This is a genomic window from Variovorax sp. P4_B10 (genome assembly GCF_056402375.1).
The window spans coordinates 1-23,392 of sequence record NZ_JBFUHN010000013.1 but is presented as its reverse complement, the minus strand read 5'-3'; the positions used below and the strand labels follow the sequence as shown (position 1 = coordinate 23,392).

Annotated in this window: 27 protein-coding genes; 16 read left to right on the top strand and 11 right to left on the bottom strand. The window is 68.0% G+C overall.

All coding sequences use genetic code 11. The features are described from left to right. Positions 1-13 precede the first annotated feature (13 nt). From rutB to rutF, 5 genes are read left to right on the top strand one after another with little or no spacing between them, the layout of a single operon-like run. Positions 14-805, top strand: a complete 792-nt coding sequence (gene rutB, locus AC1DXX_RS08860) for a pyrimidine utilization protein B (RefSeq protein ID WP_478133802.1) — start codon at positions 14-16, stop codon at positions 803-805. A 24-nt stretch (positions 806-829) separates the two neighbouring features. Next, complete coding sequence (rutC, locus tag AC1DXX_RS08855; protein WP_478133801.1) at positions 830-1,222, top strand: pyrimidine utilization protein C; 393 nt, start codon at positions 830-832, stop codon at positions 1,220-1,222. 5 nt (positions 1,223-1,227) lie between these two features. Further along, positions 1,228-2,037, top strand: a complete 810-nt coding sequence (gene rutD / locus AC1DXX_RS08850; RefSeq protein ID WP_478133800.1) for a pyrimidine utilization protein D — start codon at positions 1,228-1,230, stop codon at positions 2,035-2,037. Next, positions 2,034-2,630 (top strand): malonic semialdehyde reductase, encoded by a 597-nt coding sequence (locus tag AC1DXX_RS08845; protein WP_478133799.1) that lies wholly within the window; start codon positions 2,034-2,036, stop codon positions 2,628-2,630. The genes rutD and AC1DXX_RS08845 overlap by 4 nt, the downstream gene beginning before the upstream one ends. Positions 2,631-2,647: 17 nt before the next feature. Then, complete coding sequence (rutF, locus tag AC1DXX_RS08840; RefSeq protein ID WP_478133798.1) at positions 2,648-3,184, top strand: NADH-dependent FMN reductase RutF; 537 nt, start codon at positions 2,648-2,650, stop codon at positions 3,182-3,184. A gap of 9 nt (positions 3,185-3,193) precedes the next feature. Here rutF and rutR read toward each other — a convergent pair whose 3' ends face one another. Further along, positions 3,194-3,904 carry an HTH-type transcriptional regulator RutR gene (gene rutR / locus AC1DXX_RS08835; RefSeq protein ID WP_478133797.1) on the bottom strand — a complete coding sequence of 237 codons (711 nt, stop codon included), beginning with the start codon at positions 3,902-3,904 and terminating at the stop codon, positions 3,194-3,196. Between the two features lie 203 nt (positions 3,905-4,107). Here rutR and AC1DXX_RS08830 point away from each other — a divergent pair, with 203 nt between their 5' ends. From AC1DXX_RS08830 to AC1DXX_RS08800, 7 genes are all read left to right on the top strand, one after another. Next, positions 4,108-5,109: an isopenicillin N synthase family dioxygenase gene (locus tag AC1DXX_RS08830; RefSeq protein ID WP_478133796.1), complete on the top strand. Its 1,002-nt coding sequence runs from the start codon at positions 4,108-4,110 to the stop codon at positions 5,107-5,109. A gap of 203 nt (positions 5,110-5,312) precedes the next feature. After that, the gene (locus tag AC1DXX_RS08825) at positions 5,313-5,699 is read left to right on the top strand and encodes a VOC family protein (protein ID WP_478133795.1); all 387 of its coding nucleotides are present in this window, start codon (positions 5,313-5,315) and stop codon (positions 5,697-5,699) included. A 64-nt stretch (positions 5,700-5,763) separates the two neighbouring features. Continuing rightward, complete coding sequence (locus tag AC1DXX_RS08820) at positions 5,764-6,867, top strand: BMP family ABC transporter substrate-binding protein (protein WP_478133794.1); 1,104 nt, start codon at positions 5,764-5,766, stop codon at positions 6,865-6,867. Between the two features lie 6 nt (positions 6,868-6,873). Next, positions 6,874-8,406, top strand: coding sequence for an ABC transporter ATP-binding protein (locus AC1DXX_RS08815; RefSeq protein WP_478133793.1), 1,533 nt, complete (start codon positions 6,874-6,876; stop codon positions 8,404-8,406). Continuing rightward, entirely contained in the window at positions 8,399-9,550 is a 1,152-nt protein-coding gene (locus AC1DXX_RS08810; protein ID WP_478133792.1) for an ABC transporter permease, read from the top strand. The genes AC1DXX_RS08815 and AC1DXX_RS08810 overlap by 8 nt, the downstream gene beginning before the upstream one ends. Then, positions 9,550-10,485 (top strand): ABC transporter permease, encoded by a 936-nt coding sequence (locus AC1DXX_RS08805; protein ID WP_478133791.1) that lies wholly within the window; start codon positions 9,550-9,552, stop codon positions 10,483-10,485. The genes AC1DXX_RS08810 and AC1DXX_RS08805 overlap by 1 nt, the downstream gene beginning before the upstream one ends. Continuing rightward, positions 10,482-11,156, top strand: coding sequence for a cysteine hydrolase family protein (locus AC1DXX_RS08800; RefSeq protein WP_478133790.1), 675 nt, complete (start codon positions 10,482-10,484; stop codon positions 11,154-11,156). The genes AC1DXX_RS08805 and AC1DXX_RS08800 overlap by 4 nt, the downstream gene beginning before the upstream one ends. A 4-nt stretch (positions 11,157-11,160) precedes the next feature. Here the strand turns inward: AC1DXX_RS08800 and AC1DXX_RS08795 are convergent, their stop codons facing one another. Then, positions 11,161-11,910, bottom strand: a complete 750-nt coding sequence (locus AC1DXX_RS08795) for a hypothetical protein (protein WP_478133789.1) — start codon at positions 11,908-11,910, stop codon at positions 11,161-11,163. 46 nt (positions 11,911-11,956) lie between these two features. Between AC1DXX_RS08795 and AC1DXX_RS08790 the strand changes: the two genes are divergently transcribed. From AC1DXX_RS08790 to trxC, 4 genes are all read left to right on the top strand, one after another. Continuing rightward, positions 11,957-12,556 (top strand): LemA family protein, encoded by a 600-nt coding sequence (locus tag AC1DXX_RS08790; protein WP_478133788.1) that lies wholly within the window; start codon positions 11,957-11,959, stop codon positions 12,554-12,556. Positions 12,557-12,574: 18 nt separating this feature from the next. Continuing rightward, positions 12,575-13,492 carry a TPM domain-containing protein gene (locus tag AC1DXX_RS08785; protein ID WP_478133787.1) on the top strand — a complete coding sequence of 306 codons (918 nt, stop codon included), beginning with the start codon at positions 12,575-12,577 and terminating at the stop codon, positions 13,490-13,492. A gap of 2 nt (positions 13,493-13,494) precedes the next feature. Further along, on the top strand, positions 13,495-14,022 hold the full coding sequence (locus AC1DXX_RS08780; RefSeq protein ID WP_478133786.1) for a TPM domain-containing protein: 528 nt from the start codon (positions 13,495-13,497) through the stop codon (positions 14,020-14,022). 162 nt (positions 14,023-14,184) lie between these two features. Continuing rightward, positions 14,185-14,634 (top strand): thioredoxin TrxC, encoded by a 450-nt coding sequence (trxC, locus tag AC1DXX_RS08775; protein WP_478133785.1) that lies wholly within the window; start codon positions 14,185-14,187, stop codon positions 14,632-14,634. A gap of 138 nt (positions 14,635-14,772) precedes the next feature. Here trxC and AC1DXX_RS08770 read toward each other — a convergent pair whose 3' ends face one another. The 9 genes from AC1DXX_RS08770 to AC1DXX_RS08730 all read right to left on the bottom strand — a co-directional run. Continuing rightward, the gene (locus AC1DXX_RS08770; protein WP_478133784.1) at positions 14,773-15,297 is read right to left on the bottom strand and encodes a DUF3617 domain-containing protein; all 525 of its coding nucleotides are present in this window, start codon (positions 15,295-15,297) and stop codon (positions 14,773-14,775) included. A 76-nt stretch (positions 15,298-15,373) separates the two neighbouring features. Further along, positions 15,374-16,069, bottom strand: a complete 696-nt coding sequence (locus AC1DXX_RS08765) for a phosphatase PAP2 family protein (protein ID WP_478133783.1) — start codon at positions 16,067-16,069, stop codon at positions 15,374-15,376. A 56-nt stretch (positions 16,070-16,125) separates the two neighbouring features. Continuing rightward, the gene (locus AC1DXX_RS08760) at positions 16,126-17,292 is read right to left on the bottom strand and encodes a Gfo/Idh/MocA family protein (protein WP_478133782.1); all 1,167 of its coding nucleotides are present in this window, start codon (positions 17,290-17,292) and stop codon (positions 16,126-16,128) included. A 78-nt stretch (positions 17,293-17,370) separates the two neighbouring features. Beyond that, positions 17,371-18,333 carry a substrate-binding domain-containing protein gene (locus AC1DXX_RS08755; RefSeq protein WP_478133781.1) on the bottom strand — a complete coding sequence of 321 codons (963 nt, stop codon included), beginning with the start codon at positions 18,331-18,333 and terminating at the stop codon, positions 17,371-17,373. A gap of 43 nt (positions 18,334-18,376) precedes the next feature. Next, positions 18,377-19,405 (bottom strand): ABC transporter permease, encoded by a 1,029-nt coding sequence (locus AC1DXX_RS08750; protein WP_478133780.1) that lies wholly within the window; start codon positions 19,403-19,405, stop codon positions 18,377-18,379. Further along, positions 19,368-20,909, bottom strand: coding sequence for a sugar ABC transporter ATP-binding protein (locus AC1DXX_RS08745; RefSeq protein WP_478133779.1), 1,542 nt, complete (start codon positions 20,907-20,909; stop codon positions 19,368-19,370). Before AC1DXX_RS08745 ends, AC1DXX_RS08750 begins: the two co-directional genes overlap by 38 nt. Further along, positions 20,906-22,075: an ROK family protein gene (locus AC1DXX_RS08740; RefSeq protein ID WP_478133881.1), complete on the bottom strand. Its 1,170-nt coding sequence runs from the start codon at positions 22,073-22,075 to the stop codon at positions 20,906-20,908. The genes AC1DXX_RS08745 and AC1DXX_RS08740 overlap by 4 nt, the downstream gene beginning before the upstream one ends. A gap of 227 nt (positions 22,076-22,302) precedes the next feature. Next, positions 22,303-22,722 (bottom strand): F0F1 ATP synthase subunit epsilon, encoded by a 420-nt coding sequence (locus tag AC1DXX_RS08735; RefSeq protein ID WP_007830205.1) that lies wholly within the window; start codon positions 22,720-22,722, stop codon positions 22,303-22,305. Positions 22,723-22,734: 12 nt separating this feature from the next. Beyond that, positions 22,735-23,392, bottom strand: a 658-nt coding sequence (locus tag AC1DXX_RS08730; RefSeq protein WP_478133778.1) for an ATP synthase beta subunit C-terminal domain-containing protein, incomplete at its 5' end; no start/stop codon positions are given.

The following is a 23,392-nucleotide window of genomic DNA, read 5'->3' as shown; positions in this document are numbered from 1 at the left end:
CGAGGAGCGCGACGTGACCACGCCCGCACGCAACACCACGCTCACTTCGACCACGCCCGTCGGCGCACCGCGCCTGCCGGGCGCGCCCGCACCGCTCGTGCTGCCCGCTCGCCCCGAGCCGCTCGCGCTGCACGCCACCGACTCGGCGCTCGTCGTCGTCGACATGCAGAACGCCTATGCCTCGACCGGCGGGTACGTCGACTCGGCCGGCTTCGACATCTCGGGCGCGCAGGGCACGATCGCCAACATCGCGCGCACCATCGCCGCGGCGCGTGCGGCCGGCATGCTGGTCGTGTTCCTGCAGAACGGCTGGGACGCGGCGTATGTCGAAGCGGGCGGCCCCGGCTCGCCCAACTGGCACAAGTCGAACGCGCTCAAGACCATGCGCGCCAAGCCCGAACTGCAGGGCAAGTTCCTCGCCAAGGGCGGCTGGGACTACGAGCTCATCGCCGAGATGAAGCCGCAGGCCGGCGACATCGTGGTGCCCAAGACGCGCTACAGCGGCTTCTTCAACAGCACGCTCGACAGCACCTTGCGCGCCCGCGGCATCCGCCACCTCGTGTTCACCGGCATCGCGACCAACGTGTGCGTGGAGTCCACGCTGCGCGACGCCTTCCACCTCGAATACTTCGCGGTGATGCTCGAGGACGCCACGCACGAACTCGGCGGCCCGGCCATCCAGAAGGCCTCGGTCTACAACGTCGAGACCTTCTTCGGCTGGGTCTCCACGGTGGAGCAGTTCTGCAACACCTTTTCACCATCGTCCATTGCCCCGCCCGTTCCGGCCGAAGCGGCCATCGCCTGATCTTTTTCTTCCGAAGGAATCCCCATGCCCAAGCAAGCCATCATCCCGCCCGGCACCGGCGTGCCCCTCGCCCCCTACGTCCCCGGCACGCTCGCCGACGGCGTGCTCTACGTCTCGGGCACCCTGCCCTTCGACAAGGACAACAACGTGGTCCACGTCGGCGACGCGAGCGCGCAGGCGCGGCACGTGCTCACGACCATCCAGGGCGTGGTCGAGGCCGCGGGCGGCACCATGGACGACGTGACCTTCAACCAGATCATGCTCAAGGACTGGGCCGACTACGCGAAGATCAACGCGGTCTACGCCGAGTTCTTTCCCGGCACCAAGCCCGCGCGCTACTGCATCCAGTGCGGCCTCGTGAAGCCTGACGCGCTCGTAGAGATCGCCTCGATCGCGCACGTCGGCAAGAAGGCCTGAACGGCATGAGCGCGCTGCACTACGAGGTGCATGGGCCATCCGATGCGGCGGCCACTGTGTTGCTGTCGTCCGGCCTGGGTGGCTCGGCCGGCTTCTGGCAGCCGCAGCTCGGCGCGCTGGTCGAGGCGGGCCATCGCGTCATTGCCTACGACCAGCGCGGAACGGGCCGCAGCCCCGACACGCTGCCCGATGACGGGTACGCGATCTCCGACATGGCACGCGATGTGATCGAGATCCTCGATGCCACGAACACCGCGCAGTGCCACTTCGTGGGCCATGCGCTCGGCGGGCTGGTCGGCCTGCGGCTCGCACTCGATGCGCCCGACTGCATGGCGAGCCTGGTGCTCGTCAACGCCTGGTCGAAACCGAATCCGCATTCGGCGCGCTGCTTCGATGCGCGGCTCGCGCTGCTCGGCACCCTCGGCCCGCGCGCGTATGTGGAGGCGCAACCGATCTTCCTGTACCCCGCCGCCTGGTGCGCCGAACATGCACAGCGCGTGGCCGACGAAGTCGATCATGCCTTTGCGCATTTCCCCGGTGAAGCCAACATGCGCGCGCGCATCGCCGCACTGCGCGCCTTCGATGTCGACGCACACCTCGCAGACATCACGGCGCCCACGCTGGTAGCCGCCGCCAGGGACGACGTGCTCGTGCCCTGGACCTGCTCGCAGCGCCTGGCCGACGGCCTGCACGATGTCACGCTCGACTTCATGCCGCACGGCGGCCATGCGCACAGCGTGACCGAGGCCCCAACCTTCAACCGCAGCCTGCTCGACTTCCTCGCCCGGGTCGGCACATCCGCAATTTCCGCATGACCACCGCACACACCCTCGACGACGCCATGCTGGCGCTTCTCTTCACCGGTGCGCGCAGCCACAACGGCTGGACGGACGAACCGGTTTCCGATGCACAGCTGCAGCAGGTCTACGCGCTCGCCAGCCTGGGCCCGACCTCCGCCAACTGCTCGCCCGCGCGCTTCGTGTTCGTGCGCACGCCCGAAGGCAAGCAGCGCCTCGCACCCGCCCTCTCCAAGGGCAACCTCGACAAGACCATGACCGCGCCGGTCACGGTGATCGCCGCGTGGGACCGCAGGTTCTACGACAAGCTGCCCACGCTGTTCCCGCATGCCGACGCGCGCAGCTGGTTCACCGCAAGCCCCGAGGCCGCGCACGAAACGGCCTTTCGCAATGCCAGCCTGCAGGCCGGCTACCTGCTGCTCGCTGCGCGCGCGGTGGGCCTCGATGCCGGACCGATGTCGGGCTTCGACAAGGCGAAGGTCGATGCCGCGTTCTTCGAAGGCACCGACTGGACCGCCAACTTCCTCATCAATCTCGGCCATGGCGACGTGTCGAAGGTGTTCGGCCGCCTGCCGCGGCTGCCCTTCGACGAAGCCTGCATCCTGGCCTGAAGCCTCGGGAGTTCTCCATGCTGAACGCCATTGCGTCCAACGTCCCGCCGAGCGRCCTGCCGCAGGCGCTGCCCAAGGCCGACTACCGCAATGCCATGGCGCGGCTGGGCGCGGCGGTCAACATCATCACCACCGACGGCCCCGCGGGCCGCGCCGGCTTCACCGCCTCGGCGGTGTGCAGCGTGACCGACGAGCCGCCGATGCTGCTCGTGTGCCTGAACCGCTCGGCCTCGGTGTACCCCGCATTCACCGCCAACGGCGTGCTCTGCGTGAATGTGCTGGCCGCGGGCCACCAGGCGCTCTCGGGGTTGTTCGGCGGCAAGACGCCGATGGACGAACGCTTCGCGGCCGGCCGCTGGAGCCGCAAGGCCACCGGTTCGCCGGTGCTCGACGACGCGGCTGCGTCCTTCGACTGCCGCGTGGTGCACGCCACCAGCGCCGGCACGCACGACGTGCTGTTCTGCGAGGCGCTCGCCATTGCCATCGGCGGCGCGGCGCAAAGCCTCATCTACTTCGACCGCAAATACCACGAGATCGCGGCTCCGCCGCATTGAATCGACGCCTCAGCGCGGCGTGATGCCCTGCAACACGATGCGTTGCACGTTCTCCACGGTCTGCTCGAAGAAGGCCGCATCGTCAAGCGTGTGGCCCGACAGCGCGTGCACCTGCACACCGAAATCCGCGTAGTGCTGCGTGATCGCCCACAGCGCGAAGATCAGGTGGTGCGGGTCGACCGGCGCGAGCTTGCCGGCCTCGACCCAGGCGCGAATCACCTCCGACTTGCGCTCCACCAGCGTGCGCAATTCGCGGTCGAGTTCGTCGCGCAACAGGGGCGCGCCCTGGATCATTTCAAGACAGAACAACCGCGAGGCGTCGGGCCGGTCGCGCGAGACCACGAGCTTGCGGCGAATGTAGTCGCCGATGGCTTCGCTCGGGTCCTGCTCCGCGCTGAAGCCGCGCAGCGGTTCGAGCCACACCGCGAGCAGGTCGCGCAGCACGTTGACGTACAGCTCCTCCTTGTTCGCGAAGTAATAGAGCAGATTGCTCTTCGACACATCGGCGCGCGCAGCGACCTGGTCGATCGACGTGCCGTGCAGTCCGAAGCGGGAGAACAGTCCCAGCGCGGCACCGAGGATGGCGCTGCGCTTGTCCTCGATCTGGCGCAGCCTGCGGCTCACGGCGGACGCGCTGCGCACGACCGGTTTCGCACGCTTGCGCGCCGGGCTCTTGTCGGTGCTGCTGCTGGCTGCGGCCAGCGCCTTGGTCTTCGGCATCTTCCCTCGCTCTTTTGTGTACGGATTGCAGGTTCTCTGAACAGCGCACCACTGTAAGGCCACGGTGCATCGCGTTGCGCCACGGCGGCCTTCAAGCCCCCTTGGCGCGCACCATGCTGACGCGACACATGCGATTTGTCCATTTGGTCCAACTGGCACAGACGTTGCATGGCGAAAGGCATGCCAAGCATGAGGACCGACCCATGACCCTGCTGTCCGTACCGATCATCGATCTCGCGCCCTACTTCGCGGGCACGGCCGAAGGCAAGGCGGAGGTCGCGAAGAAAGTCGACGAGGCCTGCCGCAGCATCGGCTTCCTGGTCATCACCAACCACGGCATTCCGGCCGAACGGGTCTCGCGCGTGGCGACGCTCTCGCGCCAGTTCTTCGACATGCCGCTGGCCGAGAAGCGCAAGGTCGACCGCCCCCGCGAAGACGCGGTGCGCGGCTACAGCGCGGTCGGCGAAGAAGGCCTGTCGTACAGCCTCGAGGAAGCGGCGCCGGGCGACCTGAAGGAATCGTTCTCGATCGGTCCCTCCAACGTGCCCGACGACGACTACCACCGCGGCCCGGCCGCCGGCCCGCACTTCGAACCCAACAGCTGGCCACCCATCGAGGGCTTTCGCGAAGCGTACGAGGACTACTTCGAGGCCATGAGCGATCTCTCGCGTTCGCTGATGCGCATCTTCGCGCTCGGCCTCTCGCTGCCCGAAACCTTCTTCGACGACAAGATCGACGAGCACATCAGCATGTTCCGCGTGCTGAGCTATCCGCCGCAGCGGGAAGCCCCGCTGCCAGGTCAGTTGCGCGCGGGCGCGCACAGCGACTACGGCAGCCTCACCATCGTGCTGCCCGACGACAAGGGCCTGCAGGTGTTCAACAAGGCGGGCCAGTGGGTCGATGTGCCGCAGGTCGAGGGCGGCTTGGTCGTCAACATTGCCGACCTGATGATGCAGTGGACCAACGACCAATGGGTGTCGACGCTGCACCGCGTGGTCAACCCGCCCTTCGAGGTGGCGAGCACCAACCGCCGCCAGTCGCTGGTGTTCTTTCACCAGCCGAACTACGACGCGATGGTCGAGTGCCTGCCGAGCTGCCTTGCACCGGGCGAGGCGCCGAAGTACGCACCCATTTCGTCGGGCGACCACCTGACCTCGAAGTTCGTGAAGCAGACGACCTTCGGCGGCACCAAGGCGACGGCCTGAAATGAAACCTTGCTTTTTTGTTCGTCGGGTTGTGGGGCATTCAGGGCGGTCGTTGATCGGTGCAAGCCAGCAGCGTGCCCTCGTGCACAGGGCACCGGGTGCTCCCCGCAGCGAAATAAAGGAGGAGCGAAGCGGGGGACATTCGCGGAGGGGAGCACCCGGTGTCCTGTGCACGCACCCCGAACATCAGCTGAGCAACTGACATGCCCCACCTCTCCTACGTCAACGTCTTCGCCAAGGACGTGGTCGCGCTCAGCGGCTTCTACCAGCGCGTATTCGGCTTCCCCGAGATCGAGGCGATCCGCTCGCCCATCTTTCGCGGCCTGGACACCGGCAAGTCGAGCCTGGGCTTCAACGCGCTCGATGCCTACGAGCTGCTGCACCTGGCCGAGTATTCGGACACGCGCGGCGTGAAGTTCCTGCTGAACATCGACGTCGACAGCCAGGCCGACGTCGACCGCATGGTGCCCGTCGCGCTGGAGGCCGGCGCCACGCTCGTGAAGCCGCCCTACGTCACCTACTACAACTGGTACCAGTCCGTGCTGCTCGACCCCGAGGGCAACGTGTTCCGCATCAACTTCATGATGTGACGCGCGCGGCGTCTCTCTCTTTTTCCTCCTGTCCTTCCCCATGCTTCCCACGAAAGGTTGCTCCATGCTGCGCACACCCACTACCGGCTTCCTCGGCCTTGCCCTGACGCTCGCAGCCGGCGGCGCGTTCTTCGCGCTGCCCGCGATGGCGGCCGACGGCTTCACGCTCAAGGACAAGCCGAAGATCGCGATGCTCTACTTCGGCCCGAAGAACGACGGCGGCTGGACGCAGGCCTTCGACGAGGCCCGCATCAAGATCGAGAAGGAAATCGGCCAGAAGATCCAGTTCGTCGAGAACGTGCCCGAAGACGCCTCGGCCATCAAGCCCGCGGCCGAGAAGTTCATCCAGCGCGGCGCCAACATCGTGATCGGCACCGCCTTCGGCTATTCCGACAGCTTCAAGGACCTGGCCGCCAAGTACCCCGACGTGGCCTTCCTCAACGGCTCGGGCACCACCAACGGCAGCAACCTCGAATCCTTCTACGGCCGCACCTACGAGAGCCAGTACCTCTGCGGCATGGCCGCCGGCGCGGCCTCGAAGACCGGCAAGCTCGGCTTCGTCGCCGCCAACCCCTTCGGCGTCGTCAACTGGACCATCAACGCCTTCGCGCTCGGTGCGCAGAAGATGAATCCGAACGCCACCGTCAACGTGATCTACACCGGCGCCTGGAACGACCCGGTGAAGGAACGCGCCGCCGCCGCCGCGCTGATCGACCAGGGCGCCGACGTGATCGGCCAGCACGTCGACAGCCCCACGCCGCAGATCGTGGCGCAGGAGCGCGGCGTGTACGGCACCGGCCACCACCGCGACCTGCGCCAGTTCGCGCCCAAGGCCACGCTGTGCTCGTCGGTCTGGGTGTGGGACCGCTTCCTCGCGCCGGAACTCAAGAAGGTGATGGCGGGCAACTGGAAGCCCGCGCAGTACGGCGCCTTCATCGAGATGAAGGACGGCGGCACCGACATCGCGGGCTTCGGCCCTGCCGTGCCCAAGGACAAGGCCGCGGTCATCACCGCCGAGCGCGACGCCATCGTGAAGGGCAAGCAGATCTACGCCGGCCCGCTCGCCGACCGCGACGGCAAGGAGCGCGTGGCCAAGGGCGCCGTGCTGTCGGACGCCGACCTCTGGAAGATGGACTGGTTCGTCAAGGGCGTGGTGACGCAGAAGTAGGCCCGCATGCCCAACGCGCTCGAGCTCACCGGCATCCGCAAGACCTTCGACGGTTTTGCGGCCCTCACCGACGCGCACTTCGCCGCACGCTGGGGCGAGGTGCACGCGCTGCTCGGCGAGAACGGCGCGGGCAAGTCTTCGCTGATGAACATCGCGGCGGGGCTCTATGCGCCCGAGGCGGGCCAGTTGCTGGTCGACGACAACCTGGTGCGCTTCACCGGTCCGCGCGATGCGGCGAAGCACCGCATCGGCATGGTCCACCAGCACTTCAAGCTGGTGCGGCCTTTCACGGTGGCGCAGAACATCCTGCTCACCGCGCCGCCGCCGGCCGAGTTTCAAAGCCACGGGGAACGTCTGCGAGAGATTTCGCGCGACATCCGCAACAAGGCGTCGGAACTGGGCTTCGACATCGATCCCTCGAAACGCATCGACGCGCTCTCGATCGCCGAGCAGCAGCGCGTCGAGATTCTCAAGGTGCTGCTTGCGGGTGCGCGCATCCTGATCCTCGACGAGCCGACCGCGGTGCTGACCGACCAGGAAGCCGCGCGCCTGCTGCAGACGGTGCAGGGGCTTGCGCGCAGCGGTTCTGCCGTGGTGCTGGTCACGCACAAGATGGCCGACGTGAAGACCTATGCCGACCGCGTGACGGTGATGCGCGGCGGCCGCACGGTGGCGACGCTGGAGCCGGGCGCAACATCGGTGGCCGAGCTCGTGAAGCTCACGGTGGGCGAATCCATCGCGGCGCAGGGCTTTGAAGCGGCGAAGTCATCGCGCGGCCCTGTTCGCCTCTCGGTGCGCGGCCTGCGCTCGGCGGCATCGCCGCAAGGCCGCCGCGTGCTCGATGGCGTCGACCTCGAACTGCATGCGGGCGAAATTTACGGCCTTGCCGGCGTCGGCGGCAATGGCCAGGGCGAACTGGCCGGCGCCATCATGGGCCTGCCGGATGCCGGCGGCAGCCTCGAAGGCGAGATCCGCCTCGAAGGTCATGGCGACCTCAAGGCGATGGCCGCACCGGCTCGCCGCAACGTCGGCATTGCCGCGATCCCGGCCGACCGCTACGGGCTCGCGCTCGCGGGCGGCCTCTCGGTGGCCGAGAACTACGCCATCGGCCGCGTGCACAGCGGCCGCTACGGGCCCATCTGGCACCTGCGCCGAGGCCGCATCCAGAGCGACACGCAGGAAGCCGTGCGCGCCTTCGACGTGCAGGGCGTGCGCTCGGTCGCGCAAAAGGCCGCGCTGCTTTCGGGCGGCAATGCGCAGAAGCTGGTGCTTGCGCGCGAATTCGGCAAGTCGCCGACGCTGGTGCTCGCGCACAGCCCGAGCCGCGGGCTCGACGTGCGCGCCAGCGCCGAGGTGCATGCGCGCCTGCGCGCCGCGCGCGATGGCGGGGCCGCGGTGCTGCTGATCAGCGAGGACCTCGACGAGGTGCTGCAGCTCGCCGACCGCGTGGGCGTGATGACGCGCGGGCGCATCGCCGGCGAGTTCGCGCAGCCGGCCGACCGGCAGGCCATCGGACAGGCGATGGTGGACCATGGCTGACGCATCGCTCGCCGCCATGGCGCGCGCACCGGAACCCGGGCCGACGACCCAGGACGCAGCGCGCACAACGCAACCCCTGGCCAGCCGCCGCTACGCCCTCGAGATCCGCCAGCACATGGCCTGGCGCTGGCAGGCATCGATCCTTGCGATCGCGCTGCTCGTCGGCTTCGCGATCTCGGCCGCGATCCTCGTGGCCGCGGGCGTGCCGGCCGGCGAACTCGCCAACGAGTTCGTGATGCAGACCTTCTTCGACGGCCAGAACTTCCGCGCCGTGCTGTTCCAGGCCGCGCCGATGATCCTGGTGGGCCTCGCAGGCTCGATGGCCTTTCGCGCGCGCTTCTGGAACCTCGGGCTCGAGGGCCAGATGATCTGGGGCGCCATCGGCGCCACGGCGGTCTCGATGTGGCAGGTCGGCCCCGAGAACCTGCGCCTGCCGCTGATGTTCGCCGCCGCCATCGGCTGCGGGCTGCTCTGGGTGCTGGGGCCGGCGTGGCTCAAGCTGAAGCTCGGCGTGAACGAGATCATCTCGACGCTGATGCTCAACTACATGGCGGCCAACTTCCTGCTGCACCTGGTCTACGGCAGCTGGAAGGACCCGAAGGACAACTTCCCCTACTCGCCGCAGTTCCGTGCCTTCGAACGGCTGCCCGAACTCGGGGCCGGCGTGGGCAGCGCGATCCTGCTCGCGGCCGTCGTCGCGCTGCTCGCGTGGTGGCTGGTGGGCGTGAGCCGCGCCGGGCTCTATCTGCGCTTCGTCGATGCCAACCCGCGCGTGGCGCATGCGGCCGGCGTGCCGGTGCGCCGCACCATCTATGGCGCCGTGCTGCTGTCGGGCGCGATGGCCGGGCTCGCGGGTTTCGCGGTGGCCTCGGGCCAGGAGGGGCGGCTCACGCAGGCCTTCTACCAGGGCTACGGCTTCTCGGGCATCCTGATCGCCTTCCTCGCGCGCAACAACCCGCTGGCCGCCACCGTGGTGGCACTGCTGGTGGCGGCGCTGTTCGTCACCGGCCGCAGCCTTCAGGTGTTCTACCAGGTGCCGTTCTCGATGGTGCAGTTGATCCAGGCAGTGATCGTGGTGTGCGTGGCCTCGAGCGACTTCTTCATTCGCCACCGGCTGCGCCGCGTGGGCGCGGAGGCTGCGTGATGGGTGGCGGCATCGTTCTGAACTGGCTCGCGAGCACGCCCGATTTCGCGGTGCCTTATGCACTCGCCGCGCTGGGCCTGATCATCAGCGAGCGCGCGGGCGTGCTCTCGCTCGGCGCCGAAGGGCTGATGCTGGTCGGCGCACTGGCCGGCATCGGCGCACAGCTGGCGCTCGGGCAGCCGGCCGTGTCGCTGGTGCTGGCGATGCTCGCAGCCAGCCTGGTTTCCGTGCTGTTCGCGGTGATGGTGATCTGGCTGCGCGTGAACCAGGTGATCGCCGGCCTCGCGCTGGTGTTCTTCTGCCAGGGCCTCACCGCACTGGTCGGCTCGCTGGCCGACTGGACCAACCATGCCACCGAGGGCATCGGCGCGATGGCCCTCTGGCCACTGTCGCTCTTGCCCGCCGTGGGCAAGTTGTTCGAGCAGAACGCGATGGTGTGGCTCACGCTCCCGATCTTCGGCGCGGTGGCCTGGTTCTTCGCGCGCACCTCCACCGGGCTGCGGCTGCGCGCGGTGGGCGAGAACCCGCAGGCCGCCGATGCGGCCGGCATCCGCGTCACGGCCTGGCGCTTCGCGGCCGTGCTGGCGGGCTCGGCCCTCGTCGGGCTCGCGGGCGCCTACATCTCCGTGGTCAGCACCAAGCTGTGGATCGCGGGCATGACGGGCGGGCGTGGCTGGATCGCGGTGGGCCTGGTGATCTTCGCGCGCTGGTCGCCGTGGAAGGCACTCGTGGGCGCGCTGCTGTTCGGCTGCATCGAGGCGCTGATTCCGCAATTGGCCGCGGCCGGCGTGCAGCTGCCGCAGTACTTCGTGATGATGACGCCGTATGCGGTGACGCTCGGCGTGATGATCTGGGTCGCGCTGGGACGGCAGCGCAGCGGCGACGACGAGCCGGGCGCGCTCGGTCAACCCTATGTGCGGGAGGAACGGCGATGAGGGCCTGGGTCTATGGCGAGGAACGCGTGCTCGACGAGGCGCGGTTTGCCGACTACCTGAACCCCGCCACCACCGCGGTGGTCTCGATCGACATGCACCGCGGCCACCTCGACGACAGCCCCGACTGCCCCTGCCCCGCGCCGCGGGCGCGCGACGTGGTGGCACCCATCGACGGCTTCCACGACGCGGCGCGTGCGCTGGGCGTGCGCATCGTGCACGTCAAGTCGGTGCTGCGGCCCGATGGCGTCGACGACATCCGCGGCATTCCGTCCGCGTGGCGCCGCACCTTTCCCTTGTACGTGGGCGCCATTCCGAATGCCGATGCGCATGCCATCGAAGGTTCGCGCTGGACCGAATGGGTGACGCGCGTCGAGCCCGGCGACATGCGTGTCGAGAGCAAGCGCCGCCTCTCGGCCTTCTACCCGACCGACCTCGATTTCCTGCTGCGCAACCAGCGCATCGAGACCGTGGTGCTCAACGGCGGCTTCACCGATTGCTGCGTGCTCAACACGGCCTTCGACGCCAACAACCACAACTACCGCGTGATCGTGCTGCGTGACCTGGTGCGCGGCACCGACCCGCATCTGGAAGGCGCCGCGCTCGGCATGGTGTCGCTACACCTCGGGCTGGTGCTCGACTCGGCTGAAATGCTGCGCCAGTGGCGCGGCTGAGACGCTAGCCCAGCCAGCGCTGCGCCACGGCCTGCATCTGGCCCTGCGCAGCCTCCCACACCATCTCCGGCGCCGCCACATGCACGCCCGGCGGTGCGATGCGCAGTGCGACATCGACCAGTTCCGCCACCTTGGAGGCGCGCACCGGCTGCTCGCTGCTCGGCACCATGAAGCGCACGACCGACAGCATCCAGGCCGCAAGCCTTTCGGCAGGGTTGGCGAATTTGGCATTCAGCGGCTTGCGTGCCGAGCGCACCAGGATCACGCGGTCGAAGCCGTTGGCGACCACCGCCTGCTCGTCGAGACTCGCGAGCCCGCGCTTGAGCGCCTCGGGCAATTGGCCCTGGTCGTGCGGCTGCACGATGGCCAGCGTCTGCACGCCGCAGGCGCGCAGCCAGCGCGACAGCGCGGGCAGATCGGACGGCTGCGGCACCCAGAGCGCGCGCTCGCGGTCGTGGTACAGCCGCGGCGGATCGAAGGCGATGACGGCGGTGTCGGCCGAAGTCAGCGGCCATTGCGCGATCGGCAGGTCCGGGCTCAGATAGGTTTCGACGCCGCGCAACCCGTCGCGGATCGGCTCGCGCGACAGCACGCGGGCATGGGCAAAACGGTGGCTGCCCGCGAGCCGGCGCAGCAGCTCCTGCCCCAGCGCGCCTGTCGCCCCCGCGATCAGCAACGTGCCGGCAGCCGCCGCAGTGGCGGGCGATGCCGCACGGTTCGCGGCCTGCAGGGCCTGGAGAGGATCGAGGGACATAGAGGCATCTATGCTAACTTCGGCCCCTTCTGCGGAGGTAATGCAAATGATGATGAAGCGCTGGCTCTTGATTTTCGCGGCGGTCCTGTCCCTGAGCGGATGCGGCTACAACCAGTTCCAGTCACTCGACGAGGCCAGCAAATCGGCCTGGAGCGAGGTGCTCAACCAGTACCAGCGGCGTGCCGACCTGGTGCCCAACATCGTCGCCACCGTCAAGGGCGAGGCCAGCTTCGAGCAGGACACGCTCACCAAGGTGATCGAGGCGCGCGCCAAGGCCACCTCGATCCAGGTGACGCCTGAAACCCTCAACAACCCCGAGGCCTTCAACAAGTTCCAGCAGGCGCAGGGCGAGCTCTCGTCGGCGCTGTCGCGGCTGATGGTGGTGGCGGAGCGCTACCCCGAACTCAAGGCCAACCAGGCCTTCCGCGACCTGCGCGTGACGCTCGAAGGCACCGAGAACCGCATCACCGTGGCGCGCAACCGCTACATCGAGACCGTGCAGGAGTACAACGTGCTCGCACGCAGCTTCCCGACCAACATCACGGCCAAGATCTTCAGCTACGCGCCGAAGCCGAATTTCTCGGTGCAGAACGAAGCGCAAATTTCGACGCCGCCAACGGTCGACTTCAGCGCACCCAAGAAGTAAGAAGAAAACAAGCACCGCATGGCCCTGATCCGTCGCGCGCTGGCCGCCGTCTTCCTGGCGGCGATGGCCTGGGCCGGCCTGCCTGCACTGGCGCAAGGCCTGCTGCCGGTGCCCGCGCTCACCGCACGGGTGATCGACCAGACCGGCACGCTCGACGCCGCGCAACGCTCCGGTCTCGAAACCAAGCTCGCCGCCTTCGAACAGCGCAAGGGCTCGCAGATCGTCGTGCTGATGGTGCCGACCACCCAGCCCGAAGACATCGCGAGCTACGCCCAGCGCGTCGGCGACGCCTGGAAGATCGGCCGCAAGGACGTCGGCGACGGCCTCCTGGTGATCGTGGCCAAGGACGATCGCAAGATGCGCATCGCGACCGCCAAGACGCTCGAAGGCGCGGTGCCCGACCTCGCGGCGGTGCGCATCATCGACGAGGAGATGAAGCCGCGCTTTCGCAACAACGACTTCGCGGGCGGGCTGAATGCGGCGGTGGACCGGCTCATCGGCCTGGTCGATGGCGAGCCGCTGCCAGAGCCTTCGCGCAACAGCAGCAGCAGCCGTTCAAGCGGCAGCGACGGCTTCGACTGGGAAAACCTCGCGATCTTCCTGTTCGTCGGCGTTTTCGTCGCTGCGCCGATCGTTCGCGCCATCCTGGGCAAGACGCTGGGCTCGGTCGTCATGGGCGGCGGCATCGGGGTGGTCGCCTTCTTCCTCACGACCAGCGCGGTCATCGCGGCGATCGCCGGTCTTGTCGCACTGCTGGTATCGCTGTTCTCTTCGCTCGGCTCCTCCGGCATCGAGCGCCGGAGCACCGGTGGCGGCGGTTGGAGCAGCGGCGCAGGAGGCTGGAGCAGCGGTAGCAGCAGCAGCAGCGACAGCGGCGGCTTCAGTTCCGGCGGCGGTGGCGATTTTGGCGGCGGCGGTGCCTCCGGGGACTGGTGAACATGGCAGCTGAAGCAACGTTCTTCTCGAAGCTCGGCCGCATCTGGCGCCACCGGTGGATCGACGAGGCCGCCGTACGCCGCGTGCTGCCGGCCGACGCGATGGGGCGGCTCGCCAGCCGCGTGGGCGCGAGCGAGCGGCGGCACAGCGGCGAGATTCGCATCTGTGTCGAAGCCGGCCTGCCGCTGTCCTACCTGTGGCGCAACGCGCCGGCCAGGGAGCGCGCCGTCACGCTGTTCGGCAAGCTGCGCGTGTGGGACACCGAGCACAACAACGGCGTGCTGATCTACCTGCTGCTGGCCGAGCACGCGATCGAGATCGTGGCCGACCGCGGCATCGATTCCCGCGTCGACGATGCCGAATGGGCCGCGATGGCGCAGCGCATGGGTACGGCGTTCCGCGAAGGCCGCTTCGAGGACGGCCTGACGCAGGCGCTGGAGGAAATGTCGGCCCTGCTGGTCGCGCACTTTCCGCTGGCCGAGAACGAGCCCGACAGCAACGAACTGCCCGACGAGCCTGTGGTGTTCTGAACCTTGTCTCTTCTTTCTCCCCCTTCCGGGGGGAAGGAGCCAAGTCGATCGATCCGATGGTGGCGGCGCCCACACCGTCTCGCCGCCCACCGCATAGAAGCGCCGCTCCGGCGCCGCGGCGGACATCTTGCAATTCACCCACGCGGACCCCAGTTCCTCCGCATGACCGAATCGCCCCCGCTGCACATCGTCTGCCCGCACTGCCACACGACCAACCGCGTGCGCGCGGCGCAGCTGGGCAGCGCGCCCGACTGCGGCAGCTGCCACCGCCCGCTGTTCACCGGCCATTCGACCGCGCTGCCGGACGAAGCGACCTTCGACCGCCACATCGCGCGCAACGAGATTCCGGTGCTGGTCGACTTCTGGGCGCCCTGGTGCGGCCCCTGCCGCCAGATGGCGCCGGGCTACGAACAGGCCGCGGCCCAGCTCGAGCCGCAGGTGCGGCTGGCCAAGGTCGACACCGAGGCGGTGCCGGCCCTGGGCGCGCGCTTCAACATCCGCAGCATCCCGACGCTGGCGCTGTTCCGCGGCGGCCGCGAGGTGGCGCGGCAGGCCGGCGCCATGGGCGCGGCGGACATCGTGCGGTGGGTGAAGGCGCACGGCGCCGGCTGAGCGCCTCCTCACGGCGGCGGCAGCGGCCGAGAGGGCCCCGAGCGCGTAAAGGTCGCCTGCGTTCGCGCCGTGGCACAGACGGATTGCCGGCCCCTCCTGCCCGAACGGCGGCCGCAAGGCGCCGCGGGCCGGCGCCGCCTACTTCTTGCCGCGCCCGCTCATCATGTCGAGCACGTTCATCTTCATGCCGTTGGACATCACCATGTCGCCGGGTTTCTGGTCGGCCTTGCAGGGTCCGATCCATTTGGCCTCCATGATGCTCGTGCCCTCGGTGCGTCCCATCAGCGGCGGGCTGTAGGTCGACCTGCTTTCCATGCGGTAGGTGGTGCTGAAGTCGCCGCTCATCACGGCGTGCGAGGTGGCGGTGGTGGCGCCGATCCTGCAGACCGAATCCATGACCAGCTTGCCGCCTTCGAGGCGAAGCTCCTGCTTCGAGCACATGTCCTTGCCCATGCCCTGCCCCATGTCGCGCAGCGCCTTGTCGCTGGCCGCGTCGATGCATTGCTGGATAGTGTGTCCCGCACCCTTGGCACCGGTACCGTCGCCGGACTGGATCTCCCACAGGCCGGGCTTGCGCGCCGGGTAGTCGATGGCAAAGGCGGAACTGCTGGCGATGGCACTGGCCACCATGCAGGCCGCGGCAGCGGACGTACGAATCTTCATGGCGGGCTCCGCATCGGATGGACGACGATGCCGCTTTGTACCGTCCGCGCCGCCGCGGCGGAATACCGCAATCGGTCTACGCCGGACGTGCGTGCGCCGGCTGCGCCGCCGCGCCCCGCTCGCGCAACGTGAAGCCGAGCGCAAGGCCGAGCGCGAGCCCGCCGAGCACGTCGATCAGCACATGCTGGCGAACGGCCATCGTCGAATACACGATGGCGACGGCCCATGCCATGTTGAAGCCATGCAGCCATGCCGGCGCCCCCGACTCGCGCAGTTGCCGCACCAGCACGATGCAGGTGAAGACCGAGAACGAAACATGCAGCGATGGAAAGGCGTTGCCGGCCGAGTCGACGGTTTTCAGGAAGTGCAGCGAGGTGCCCGGGCTGGCATCGATGGCGAAATTCGGTATGGCCGTGGGCATGAACCAGTACACGACGAGCGCAAGGGTCGTCATCGCCGCGCTGCCGAGGGAGAAGCTCCACAGTTCGCGCTTGTCCTTCGCCAGCAGCACGGGCAGCGCGATGTAGCCCCACAACGACAGGTAGACCGGAAGTATTGCAGGCCAGAACGCGATCAGCCGGTCGAAGGCGGTGAGCGGCAACACCCAGGCCTGGCCCGCGTTCTTCATGATCCAGAAGTACAGCGGGAAGAAGCTGATGGTGGCGACGACGTTGCCGACCAGTTTCATCGGCCACAGCGTCTTGCAGCGCAGCCACAGGGCGCGCAGCCATCGCGAGGAAGAGGAGGACCCGTCGGAGGAAGAAAGCGTCATGGGATGCTGCCTGCGGCGATGCGATGCGGCCTCGCGGGTGCGAGGCCACGGCGCTCCTACCAGGGCGTCCACTTTAATTCGTTTTGGGCCGAAGCCACCGTGCGTTCGATGAAGCGGACGCCGCGCGCGCCGTCCTCCACGCGAGGATAGTCGGCCGCCAGCGGGCCCGCCGCCTGGCCTTCGAGCCGGGCGCGGATGTCCGCCGCCACGCCCGCATAGATGTTGGCGAAGGCCTCGATGAAGCCTTCGGGATGGCCGGCCGGCAGGCGGCTCGCGCGCCGTGCCGCTTCGCAGAGCCAGGGGGCTCCGCGCGTGAGGATGCGCTTGGGTCCGTCGTGCGGCAGGTGCAGCAACTGGCTCGGCCGCTCCTGCTGCCATTCGAGCGTGCCCAGCGAGCCCGAGATGCGCAGGCGCAGGTCGTTCTCCAGGCCGGTGCTGATCTGCGAGGCGATCAGCACGCCCCGCGCGCCGCCCTTGAAGCGCAGCAGCAGGCTGCCGTCGTCGTCGAGCATGCGGCCCGCCACGTGCGCGGTCAGGTCGGCGCAGAGGCTTTCGATCTCGAGGCCGGTGACGCTCGCGACGAGGTTCTCGGCATGCGAGCCGATGTCGCCGATGGCGCCGGCCGCGCCGCTGCGGGCGGGGTCGGTGCGCCAGTCGGCCTGCTTGTTGCTGCCGCTGCCCTCGACGTGGCTCGCGAGCCAGCCCTGGTTGTATTCGACGACGACCTTGCGGATTTCGCCGAGCTGGCCCGAGCGCACCATCTCGCGCGCCTGCCGCACCATCGGATAGCCGGTGTAGTTGTAGGTGACGCCGAACACCGTGCCCTGCTTCGCGACGGTGGCGACCAGTGCATCGGCCTGCGCCCGCGTGTGGACCAGCGGCTTGTCGCACACCACGTGGAAGCCCGCTTCGGCAAAGGCCTGCGCCACCGGAAAGTGCACATGGTTGGGCGTGACGATCGAGACGAAGTCGATGCGCCCGTCCACAGGGCGCTTCAGCTCGTCGGCCAGCAGCGTCTGCCAGTCGCCATGGTTGCGGTCGTCGGCCAGGCCCAGGTCGCGGCCCGAGGCGCGCGCCTTGTCCGGACTCGACGACAAGGCACCGGCGACGAGTTCGATCTGGCCGTCGAGCGCCATGGCCTTGCGGTGCACGGCACCGATGAAGGCGTCGCGGCCGCCCCCGACCATGGCATAGCGGAGCTTGCGAAGTGTTGTATCGGTCATATCGAAGCGTTCCTGGAAACTGTCCCCTCTCCCCAAGGGGAGAGGGAATGAAGCGATCGGCCACGCGGCCGATGGCATTCAGAACGGCGAGTTCGGGTGGTAGAAGTCCTTGGCGTTTTCCTTCGTGATGAGCACCGAGGGAATGATCGTGGTGGCGGGCAGCTTCTCGCCCTTCAGGCGCGCCTCTGCCGTCAGCTTGATCGCGTCGTAGATGAACTTCGGCGAGTAGCTCACGTCGGCGCCGATGCGCTTGTCCTTGCCGTCCATGATGGTCTTGACCATGCCCTTGGCACCCGCACCGCCGAAGATGATCCTGATGTCGTCGCGCTTGGCCTGCTCGATGGCCTTGAGCACGCCCACGGCCATGTCGTCGTCGGCGGCCCAGATGGCGTCGATCTGCTTGAAGCGCGTCAGGTAGTCCTGCGTGACCTTGAAGGCATCGTCGCGGTTCCAGTTGGCGTACTTGGCATCGAGCAGCTTGATGTCGGGGCTGCCCTTGAGCACCGCGTTGAAGGCGTCCATGCGCTCGTTGTCGAGCGTGGTGGCAATGCCGCGCAGCGCGACCACGTTGCCCTTGCCGCCGAGCTGCTTCACGATGTATTCGGCCGGAATCTTGCCGAAGGCGGTGTTGTCACCGGCCACGTACGCGTCCTGCGCGCTGGTGTCGGTCAGGCCGCGGTCGACCACGGTGACGTACGCGCCCTTGGCCTTGACCTGTGCGACCGGCTTGGTGAGTGCGGCCGATTCGAACGGGAACACGACCAGCGCATTGATCTTGGTGACCGTCGACAGGTCCTGCAGCTGGTTGGCCTGCTCGGGCGCGTTGGCCGCGGTCTTGATCGTGATCTTCAGGTCCTTGTGTTCCTTCTCGAGGTCCTTCTTCGCCTGGTTGGCCCAGTAGTTGATGCCGCCCATGAAGCTGTGCGTGGCTGCGGGGATCGAAACGCCGAGGTTGACCTTTTCCGCGGCGAGCGCGGGCAGGCTGGCGAACGCTGCAGCGGCAACCGCCGTGAGTGCGATGCGTCGGGTGAAAGTCGTCATGCTGGATGTCTCCTCTTGGTGGGTGGAATGAAACGAGAAAGAACTAGCGCCGGCCGCGTTGGAGGAACGCGACGATGATGATCACGAAGCCCTGCACTGCCGCATTCAGGTACACGCTGATGATGCTGGTGAGGTTCAGGATGTTGCTGATGACCGAGAGCAGCACCGCGCCCACCACGGTGCCGGTGATGCTGCCCGCGCCGCCCTTGAGCGCGGTGCCGCCGACGATCACCGCGGCAATCGCTTCGAGCTCCCACAGGAGCCCCGTGGTCGGCGAGGCCGAGCCGAGGCGCGGCACGTAGAGCAGCGTGGCAATGCCCACGCACACGCCGAGCAGCACGTAGGTGAGGATCTTCACGCGGTCGACGTCGACCGCCGCATAGCGCGCCACCTGCTCGTTGGAGCCGATGGCCTGCACGTAGCGCCCGTAGGCCGTGCGGTTCAGGATGACGCCGCCGATGATCGCGACGATCACGAACACCCACACCGGCACCGGAATGCCTGCGAGGCTCGCGTAGTACACCGGTGCATAGAGGTCCGACAGGTCGTTGTCGAGCGTGAGCGCGCCGCCGTCGGCGAAGTAGGTCAGGTAGGCGCGGAAGATGCCGAGCGTGCCCAGCGTCACGATGAAGGGTTCGATGCGCCCCTTGGTGATGAGCAGGCCGTGCGCAAGGCCGAACAGCGCGCCGAGCACCACCGCGAGCACCGCGCCCATCACCACCGCCAGCAGCGGCGAGCCCGAGGCCGGTCCGGCCCAGTTGATGAACATGATCACGCTGCCAGCGATCAGCGCGGCCATCGAGCCCACCGACAGGTCGATGCCGCCCGAGATGATCACGAAGCACATGCCGACCGCGATGATGCCGATGAAGGCGGTGCGCGTGAGCACGTTCATCGCGTTGTCGACGGTGGCGAAGTCGCCGTTGAGCAGCGTGCCGGCGATGCACAGCAGCACGAGGCCGATGACCGGACCGAGGCCGTGCAGGCGCTCGGTCCAGCGCGGCTTCGCTTCGCTGCGGTGCTGCAGTGCGGCCTCAGGCGGCTGCGGGGAGGCTTGCGGTTCCGGTGGCATGAGCGATGAGCTCCTCTTCAGTCAAGTGGTCGGCGGCCAGCGTGGCGACGAGCCTGCCTGCGCGCATCACCGCGACGCGGTGGCACAGGCCGATCAGTTCCATCAGCTCGGACGAGACGACGATCACCGCGAGCCCCTCGCGGGCGAGTCGCTGGATCAGGAAATAGATGTCGCGCTTGGCGCCCACGTCGACGCCGCGGGTGGGCTCGTCGAGCACCACCACCTTGGGTCGGGGCTGCAGTACCTTGGCAAGCGCGAGCTTCTGCTGGTTGCCGCCCGAGAGCGAAGAAGCCTTCACATCGAGCGAGCCGGTGCGGATGCCGTAGTCCTTCACCGCCCCGGCCAGCGCGTCTCGCTCGGCCTCGGGCTGGAGCCACGGCCTGGCGTAGCGCTCGAGCGCCATCAGCGTGAGGTTCTGGCGCAGGCCGAAGTCGACGTGCAGGCCCTTGCCCTTGCGGTCTTCGCTCAGGTAGGTGAGGCCGTGCTTCGCGGCGTCGCGCGGGTTGCGCCAGCCTCTCTGGTGCGGCACGGGCTTGCCGAGCATCTCGACGCTGCCGCTCGCGGGGCGCAGGCCGAGCAGGCCTTCGAACAGCTCGGTACGGCCGGCGCCGACGAGGCCCGCGAAACCGAGGATCTCGCCGGGGCGCACCTCGAAGCTCGCGTCCTGCGCCCAGCCGGGCACGCTGAAGTTGCGCACGCGCATGGCGGGCGCATCGGCCGCCACGACGAGGTCGCGCGGGGGGTAGAGGTCGGCCAGCTCGCGGCCCACCATCAGGTTGGCCATCTGGTGGCGCGTGACGTCGGACGTGGGTGCGCGGGCGACGAAGCGGCCGTCGCGCATGACGATCACTTCGTCGGTCACCTGCTCGACCTCGTCGAGCTTGTGCGAGATGTAGACGATGGTCACGCCATCGGCGCGCAGCTGTGCGATGAGCTTGAAGAGCCGCTCGGTTTCGCCGGGCGTGAGCGTGGCGGTGGGCTCGTCCATGATCAGCAGGCGCGCGCGGCGTGCGATGGCCTTCGCGATCTCGACGAGCTGCTTCTCGGCGACGATGAGGCGGCGGACCTTGGTGCGCGGATCGATGTTCAGGCCGACAGCGGCGAGCGCGGCGGCGGCGGCGCGCTCCATCTTGGCGTCGTCGAGCAGCCAGCCCTTCTTCTTTTCGTGGCCCAGGAAGATGTTCTGCGCCACGCTCAGGTCTTCGGCGAGGTTGAACTCCTGGTGGATCAGCACGATGCCCAGCGCCTCGGCATCGCGCGAGCTCGCGAACTGCTGCGGCTGGCCGTTGATGCGCAGCGTGCCGCCGCTGAGCTGTTCATAGCCCGCAAGGATCTTCATCAGCGTGGACTTGCCGGCGCCGTTCTCGCCGAGCAAGCCGTAGACATGGCCCGGCGCGAGCGCGAAGCTCACGCCGTGCAGCACCTGCACGGGGCCGAAGGCCTTCACCACGCCGTCGAACTCGACGGCGACGCTGCCCTTGGGGTTGTTGATGTCCGCATTCATGGCGCAACTCCGCGAACCTTGAGGGTTTCGTGCATCGCGAGCACGCCGGCGCCGATCAGGCCGCCCTGCGTGCCGAGCGGCGTGTACTGGATCTCGAGGTGCCGCGTGGAAAGCGCCAGCGAACGCTGGTACACGCTCTGCCGCACCGCCGCGAGGAACAGCGGGCCGATGCGCGTGATGCCGCCGCCGATGAACACATGCGACGGGTTGAAGAAGTTCACCACCGACGCGAGCATCTGCCCGATCAGGCTGCCCGCGCGCTGGATGATGGCGTTGGCTGCGGTGTCCCCGCCCCGGCTCGCCTGGCCCACGTCGATCGCGTCGATGCGGCCGTGAACACGCAGGCATTCGGCCAGTGCCGCGCTTTCGCCGGCTTCGGCCGCCTGCACCGCCATGCGTGTGATCGCCGGGCCGGCGGCCATGGCCTCGACACAGCCGAGGTTGCCGCAATGGCAGCGTGGGCCTTCCTGGTCGACGCAGATATGGCCGACGTCGCCGGCCGAGCCTGCGGCGCCGCGGTATACCTCGCCATGGCAGACGATGCCGCAGCCGATGCCGGTGCCGATCTTGATGACGAGGAAGTTGGTGAGCGAGCGCTCGAGGCGCCAGAGCTCGCCCAGCGCCATGAGGTTCACGTCGTTGTCGACGAAAACCGGCGCGGCATAGTCCTCGCGCAGGTAGTCGCGGATCGAGAAGCTGTCCCAGGCCGGCATCAGCGGCGGATTCACGAGCTGGCCGATCTCGAAGTTGACGGGGCCCGGCACGCCGATGCCGATGCCGAGCACATCCCTGGCGCTATGGCCGCAGCGGATCAGCAGCTCGCGCATCAAGGTGCGCACGCGGGCCAGCACGACGGCGGGGCCTTCGCGCACGTCGGCAGGTTCGTCGTGCTGCGCAAGCACCGTGAGGTCGGGCCGCAGCACCGCCACGTCGAGGCTGGTGGCGCCGATGTCGATGCCGACGAGCACGCCGAGTCCGGCATGGAGCTGGAGGTTTTCGGCACGGCGGCCGCCCGAGGAACGCTGCAGGCCCGCTTCGGCCAGCAGGCCCTGGTCGACGAGGCCCGCGATCAGCGCATTGGCCTTGCTCTTGGAAAAGCCGAGCTGTTCGGCCATGGCATGGCGCGAGCCGCCGGCCGACCAGAAGGTCGTTTCCAGCAACCGCATTTCGTCCGCAGTGATGCCACTCCAGGGTGCCACGCGCTTGTCTCCGTGTTCTTTTGCTTGCCGCCCGCAGCCTCCGGCCGTCGGGCGAAGTCAAATACTAGGGGCAGGGCTTCAGCCGGACAAGGCCGAACTTCGACCAAGTTCAGATCGAAGATGGCTTGAGACAGGAGTCCAGACGCAAAAAAGCCGCCCGAAGGCGGCCTTTCTGGGAGGAAGAGCTTCCGCTCTTACTTTTTCTGGCGGTACTTGCGCAGTGCAGCGATCTGTGCGGCCATCACGGCCAGCTCCGACTGCGCCATCGCGATGTCGATGTCGCTCTTCGCGTTCTTGAGCGCTTCCTCGGCCGCGGCCTTGGCCACGTTGGCCTTTTCGTCGTCGAGGTCCTTGCCGCGGATCGCGGTATCGGACAGCACAGTGACGGCGTTGGGCTGCACTTCGAGAATGCCGCCGGCCACGAAGACGAACTCTTCGCCGCCATCGGCCGTCTCGATGCGCACGGCGCCGGGGCGGATGCGCGTGATCAGCGGGGTGTGGCGCGGATAGATGCCGAGCTCACCGGCTTCACCGGGCAGCGCGACGAACTTGGCTTCGCCCGAGAAGATCGACTCTTCCGCGCTGACCACGTCCACATGAATGGTGCCTGCCATGGTGATTCCTTTTTAAGCGACCTTCTTGGCCTTCTCGAACGCCTCGTCGATGCTGCCCACCATGTAGAACGCTTGTTCCGGCAGGTGGTCGGCTTCGCCGTTCACGATCATCTTGAAACCACGGATGGTTTCGGCCAGCGGCACGTACTTGCCGGGCGAGCCGGTGAACACTTGTGCCACGAAGAACGGCTGCGACAGGAAGCGCTGGATCTTGCGGGCGCGGGCCACGGCGAGCTTGTCGTCGGGAGCCAGTTCGTCCATGCCCAGAATCGCGATGATGTCGCGCAGTTCCTTGTAGCGCTGCAGGATGCCCTGCACGGCGCGGGCCACGTTGTAGTGCTCTTCGCCGACCACCAGCGGGTCGAGCTGGCGCGAGGTCGAATCGAGCGGGTCCACGGCGGGGTAGATACCGAGCGAAGCGATGTCGCGCGACAGCACCACGGTCGAGTCCAAGTGGGCGAAGGTGGTGGCGGGCGACGGGTCGGTCAAGTCGTCCGCTGGCACGTACACGGCCTGGATCGAGGTGATCGAGCCGACCTTGGTCGACGTGATCCGTTCCTGCAGGCGGCCCATTTCCTCGGCCAGTGTGGGCTGGTAGCCCACGGCGGAAGGCATGCGGCCCAGCAGAGCCGACACTTCGGTACCGGCCAGCGTGTAGCGGTAGATGTTG

Coding starts and splice junctions, on each gene's coding strand:
- AC1DXX_RS08790 (WP_478133788.1), top strand. CDS start 11,957: ATGATGATGAAGCGCTGGCTCTTGATTTTCGCGGCGGTCCTGTCCCTG.
- AC1DXX_RS08795 (WP_478133789.1), bottom strand. CDS start 11,910: ATGTCCCTCGATCCTCTCCAGGCCCTGCAGGCCGCGAACCGTGCGGCA.
- AC1DXX_RS08735 (WP_007830205.1), bottom strand. CDS start 22,722: ATGGCAGGCACCATTCATGTGGACGTGGTCAGCGCGGAAGAGTCGATC.
- AC1DXX_RS08815 (WP_478133793.1), top strand. CDS start 6,874: ATGCCCAACGCGCTCGAGCTCACCGGCATCCGCAAGACCTTCGACGGT.
- AC1DXX_RS08845 (WP_478133799.1), top strand. CDS start 2,034: ATGACCACCGCACACACCCTCGACGACGCCATGCTGGCGCTTCTCTTC.
- AC1DXX_RS08765 (WP_478133783.1), bottom strand. CDS start 16,069: ATGACGCTTTCTTCCTCCGACGGGTCCTCCTCTTCCTCGCGATGGCTG.
- rutC (WP_478133801.1), top strand. CDS start 830: ATGCCCAAGCAAGCCATCATCCCGCCCGGCACCGGCGTGCCCCTCGCC.
- AC1DXX_RS08760 (WP_478133782.1), bottom strand. CDS start 17,292: ATGACCGATACAACACTTCGCAAGCTCCGCTATGCCATGGTCGGGGGC.
- AC1DXX_RS08810 (WP_478133792.1), top strand. CDS start 8,399: ATGGCTGACGCATCGCTCGCCGCCATGGCGCGCGCACCGGAACCCGGG.
- AC1DXX_RS08740 (WP_478133881.1), bottom strand. CDS start 22,075: ATGCGGTTGCTGGAAACGACCTTCTGGTCGGCCGGCGGCTCGCGCCAT.
- AC1DXX_RS08820 (WP_478133794.1), top strand. CDS start 5,764: ATGCTGCGCACACCCACTACCGGCTTCCTCGGCCTTGCCCTGACGCTC.
- AC1DXX_RS08750 (WP_478133780.1), bottom strand. CDS start 19,405: ATGCCACCGGAACCGCAAGCCTCCCCGCAGCCGCCTGAGGCCGCACTG.
- AC1DXX_RS08830 (WP_478133796.1), top strand. CDS start 4,108: ATGACCCTGCTGTCCGTACCGATCATCGATCTCGCGCCCTACTTCGCG.
- AC1DXX_RS08805 (WP_478133791.1), top strand. CDS start 9,550: ATGGGTGGCGGCATCGTTCTGAACTGGCTCGCGAGCACGCCCGATTTC.
- AC1DXX_RS08785 (WP_478133787.1), top strand. CDS start 12,575: ATGGCCCTGATCCGTCGCGCGCTGGCCGCCGTCTTCCTGGCGGCGATG.
- AC1DXX_RS08800 (WP_478133790.1), top strand. CDS start 10,482: ATGAGGGCCTGGGTCTATGGCGAGGAACGCGTGCTCGACGAGGCGCGG.
- AC1DXX_RS08745 (WP_478133779.1), bottom strand. CDS start 20,909: ATGAATGCGGACATCAACAACCCCAAGGGCAGCGTCGCCGTCGAGTTC.
- rutD (WP_478133800.1), top strand. CDS start 1,228: ATGAGCGCGCTGCACTACGAGGTGCATGGGCCATCCGATGCGGCGGCC.
- AC1DXX_RS08780 (WP_478133786.1), top strand. CDS start 13,495: ATGGCAGCTGAAGCAACGTTCTTCTCGAAGCTCGGCCGCATCTGGCGC.
- AC1DXX_RS08770 (WP_478133784.1), bottom strand. CDS start 15,297: ATGAAGATTCGTACGTCCGCTGCCGCGGCCTGCATGGTGGCCAGTGCC.
- rutR (WP_478133797.1), bottom strand. CDS start 3,904: ATGCCGAAGACCAAGGCGCTGGCCGCAGCCAGCAGCAGCACCGACAAG.
- AC1DXX_RS08755 (WP_478133781.1), bottom strand. CDS start 18,333: ATGACGACTTTCACCCGACGCATCGCACTCACGGCGGTTGCCGCTGCA.
- AC1DXX_RS08825 (WP_478133795.1), top strand. CDS start 5,313: ATGCCCCACCTCTCCTACGTCAACGTCTTCGCCAAGGACGTGGTCGCG.
- trxC (WP_478133785.1), top strand. CDS start 14,185: ATGACCGAATCGCCCCCGCTGCACATCGTCTGCCCGCACTGCCACACG.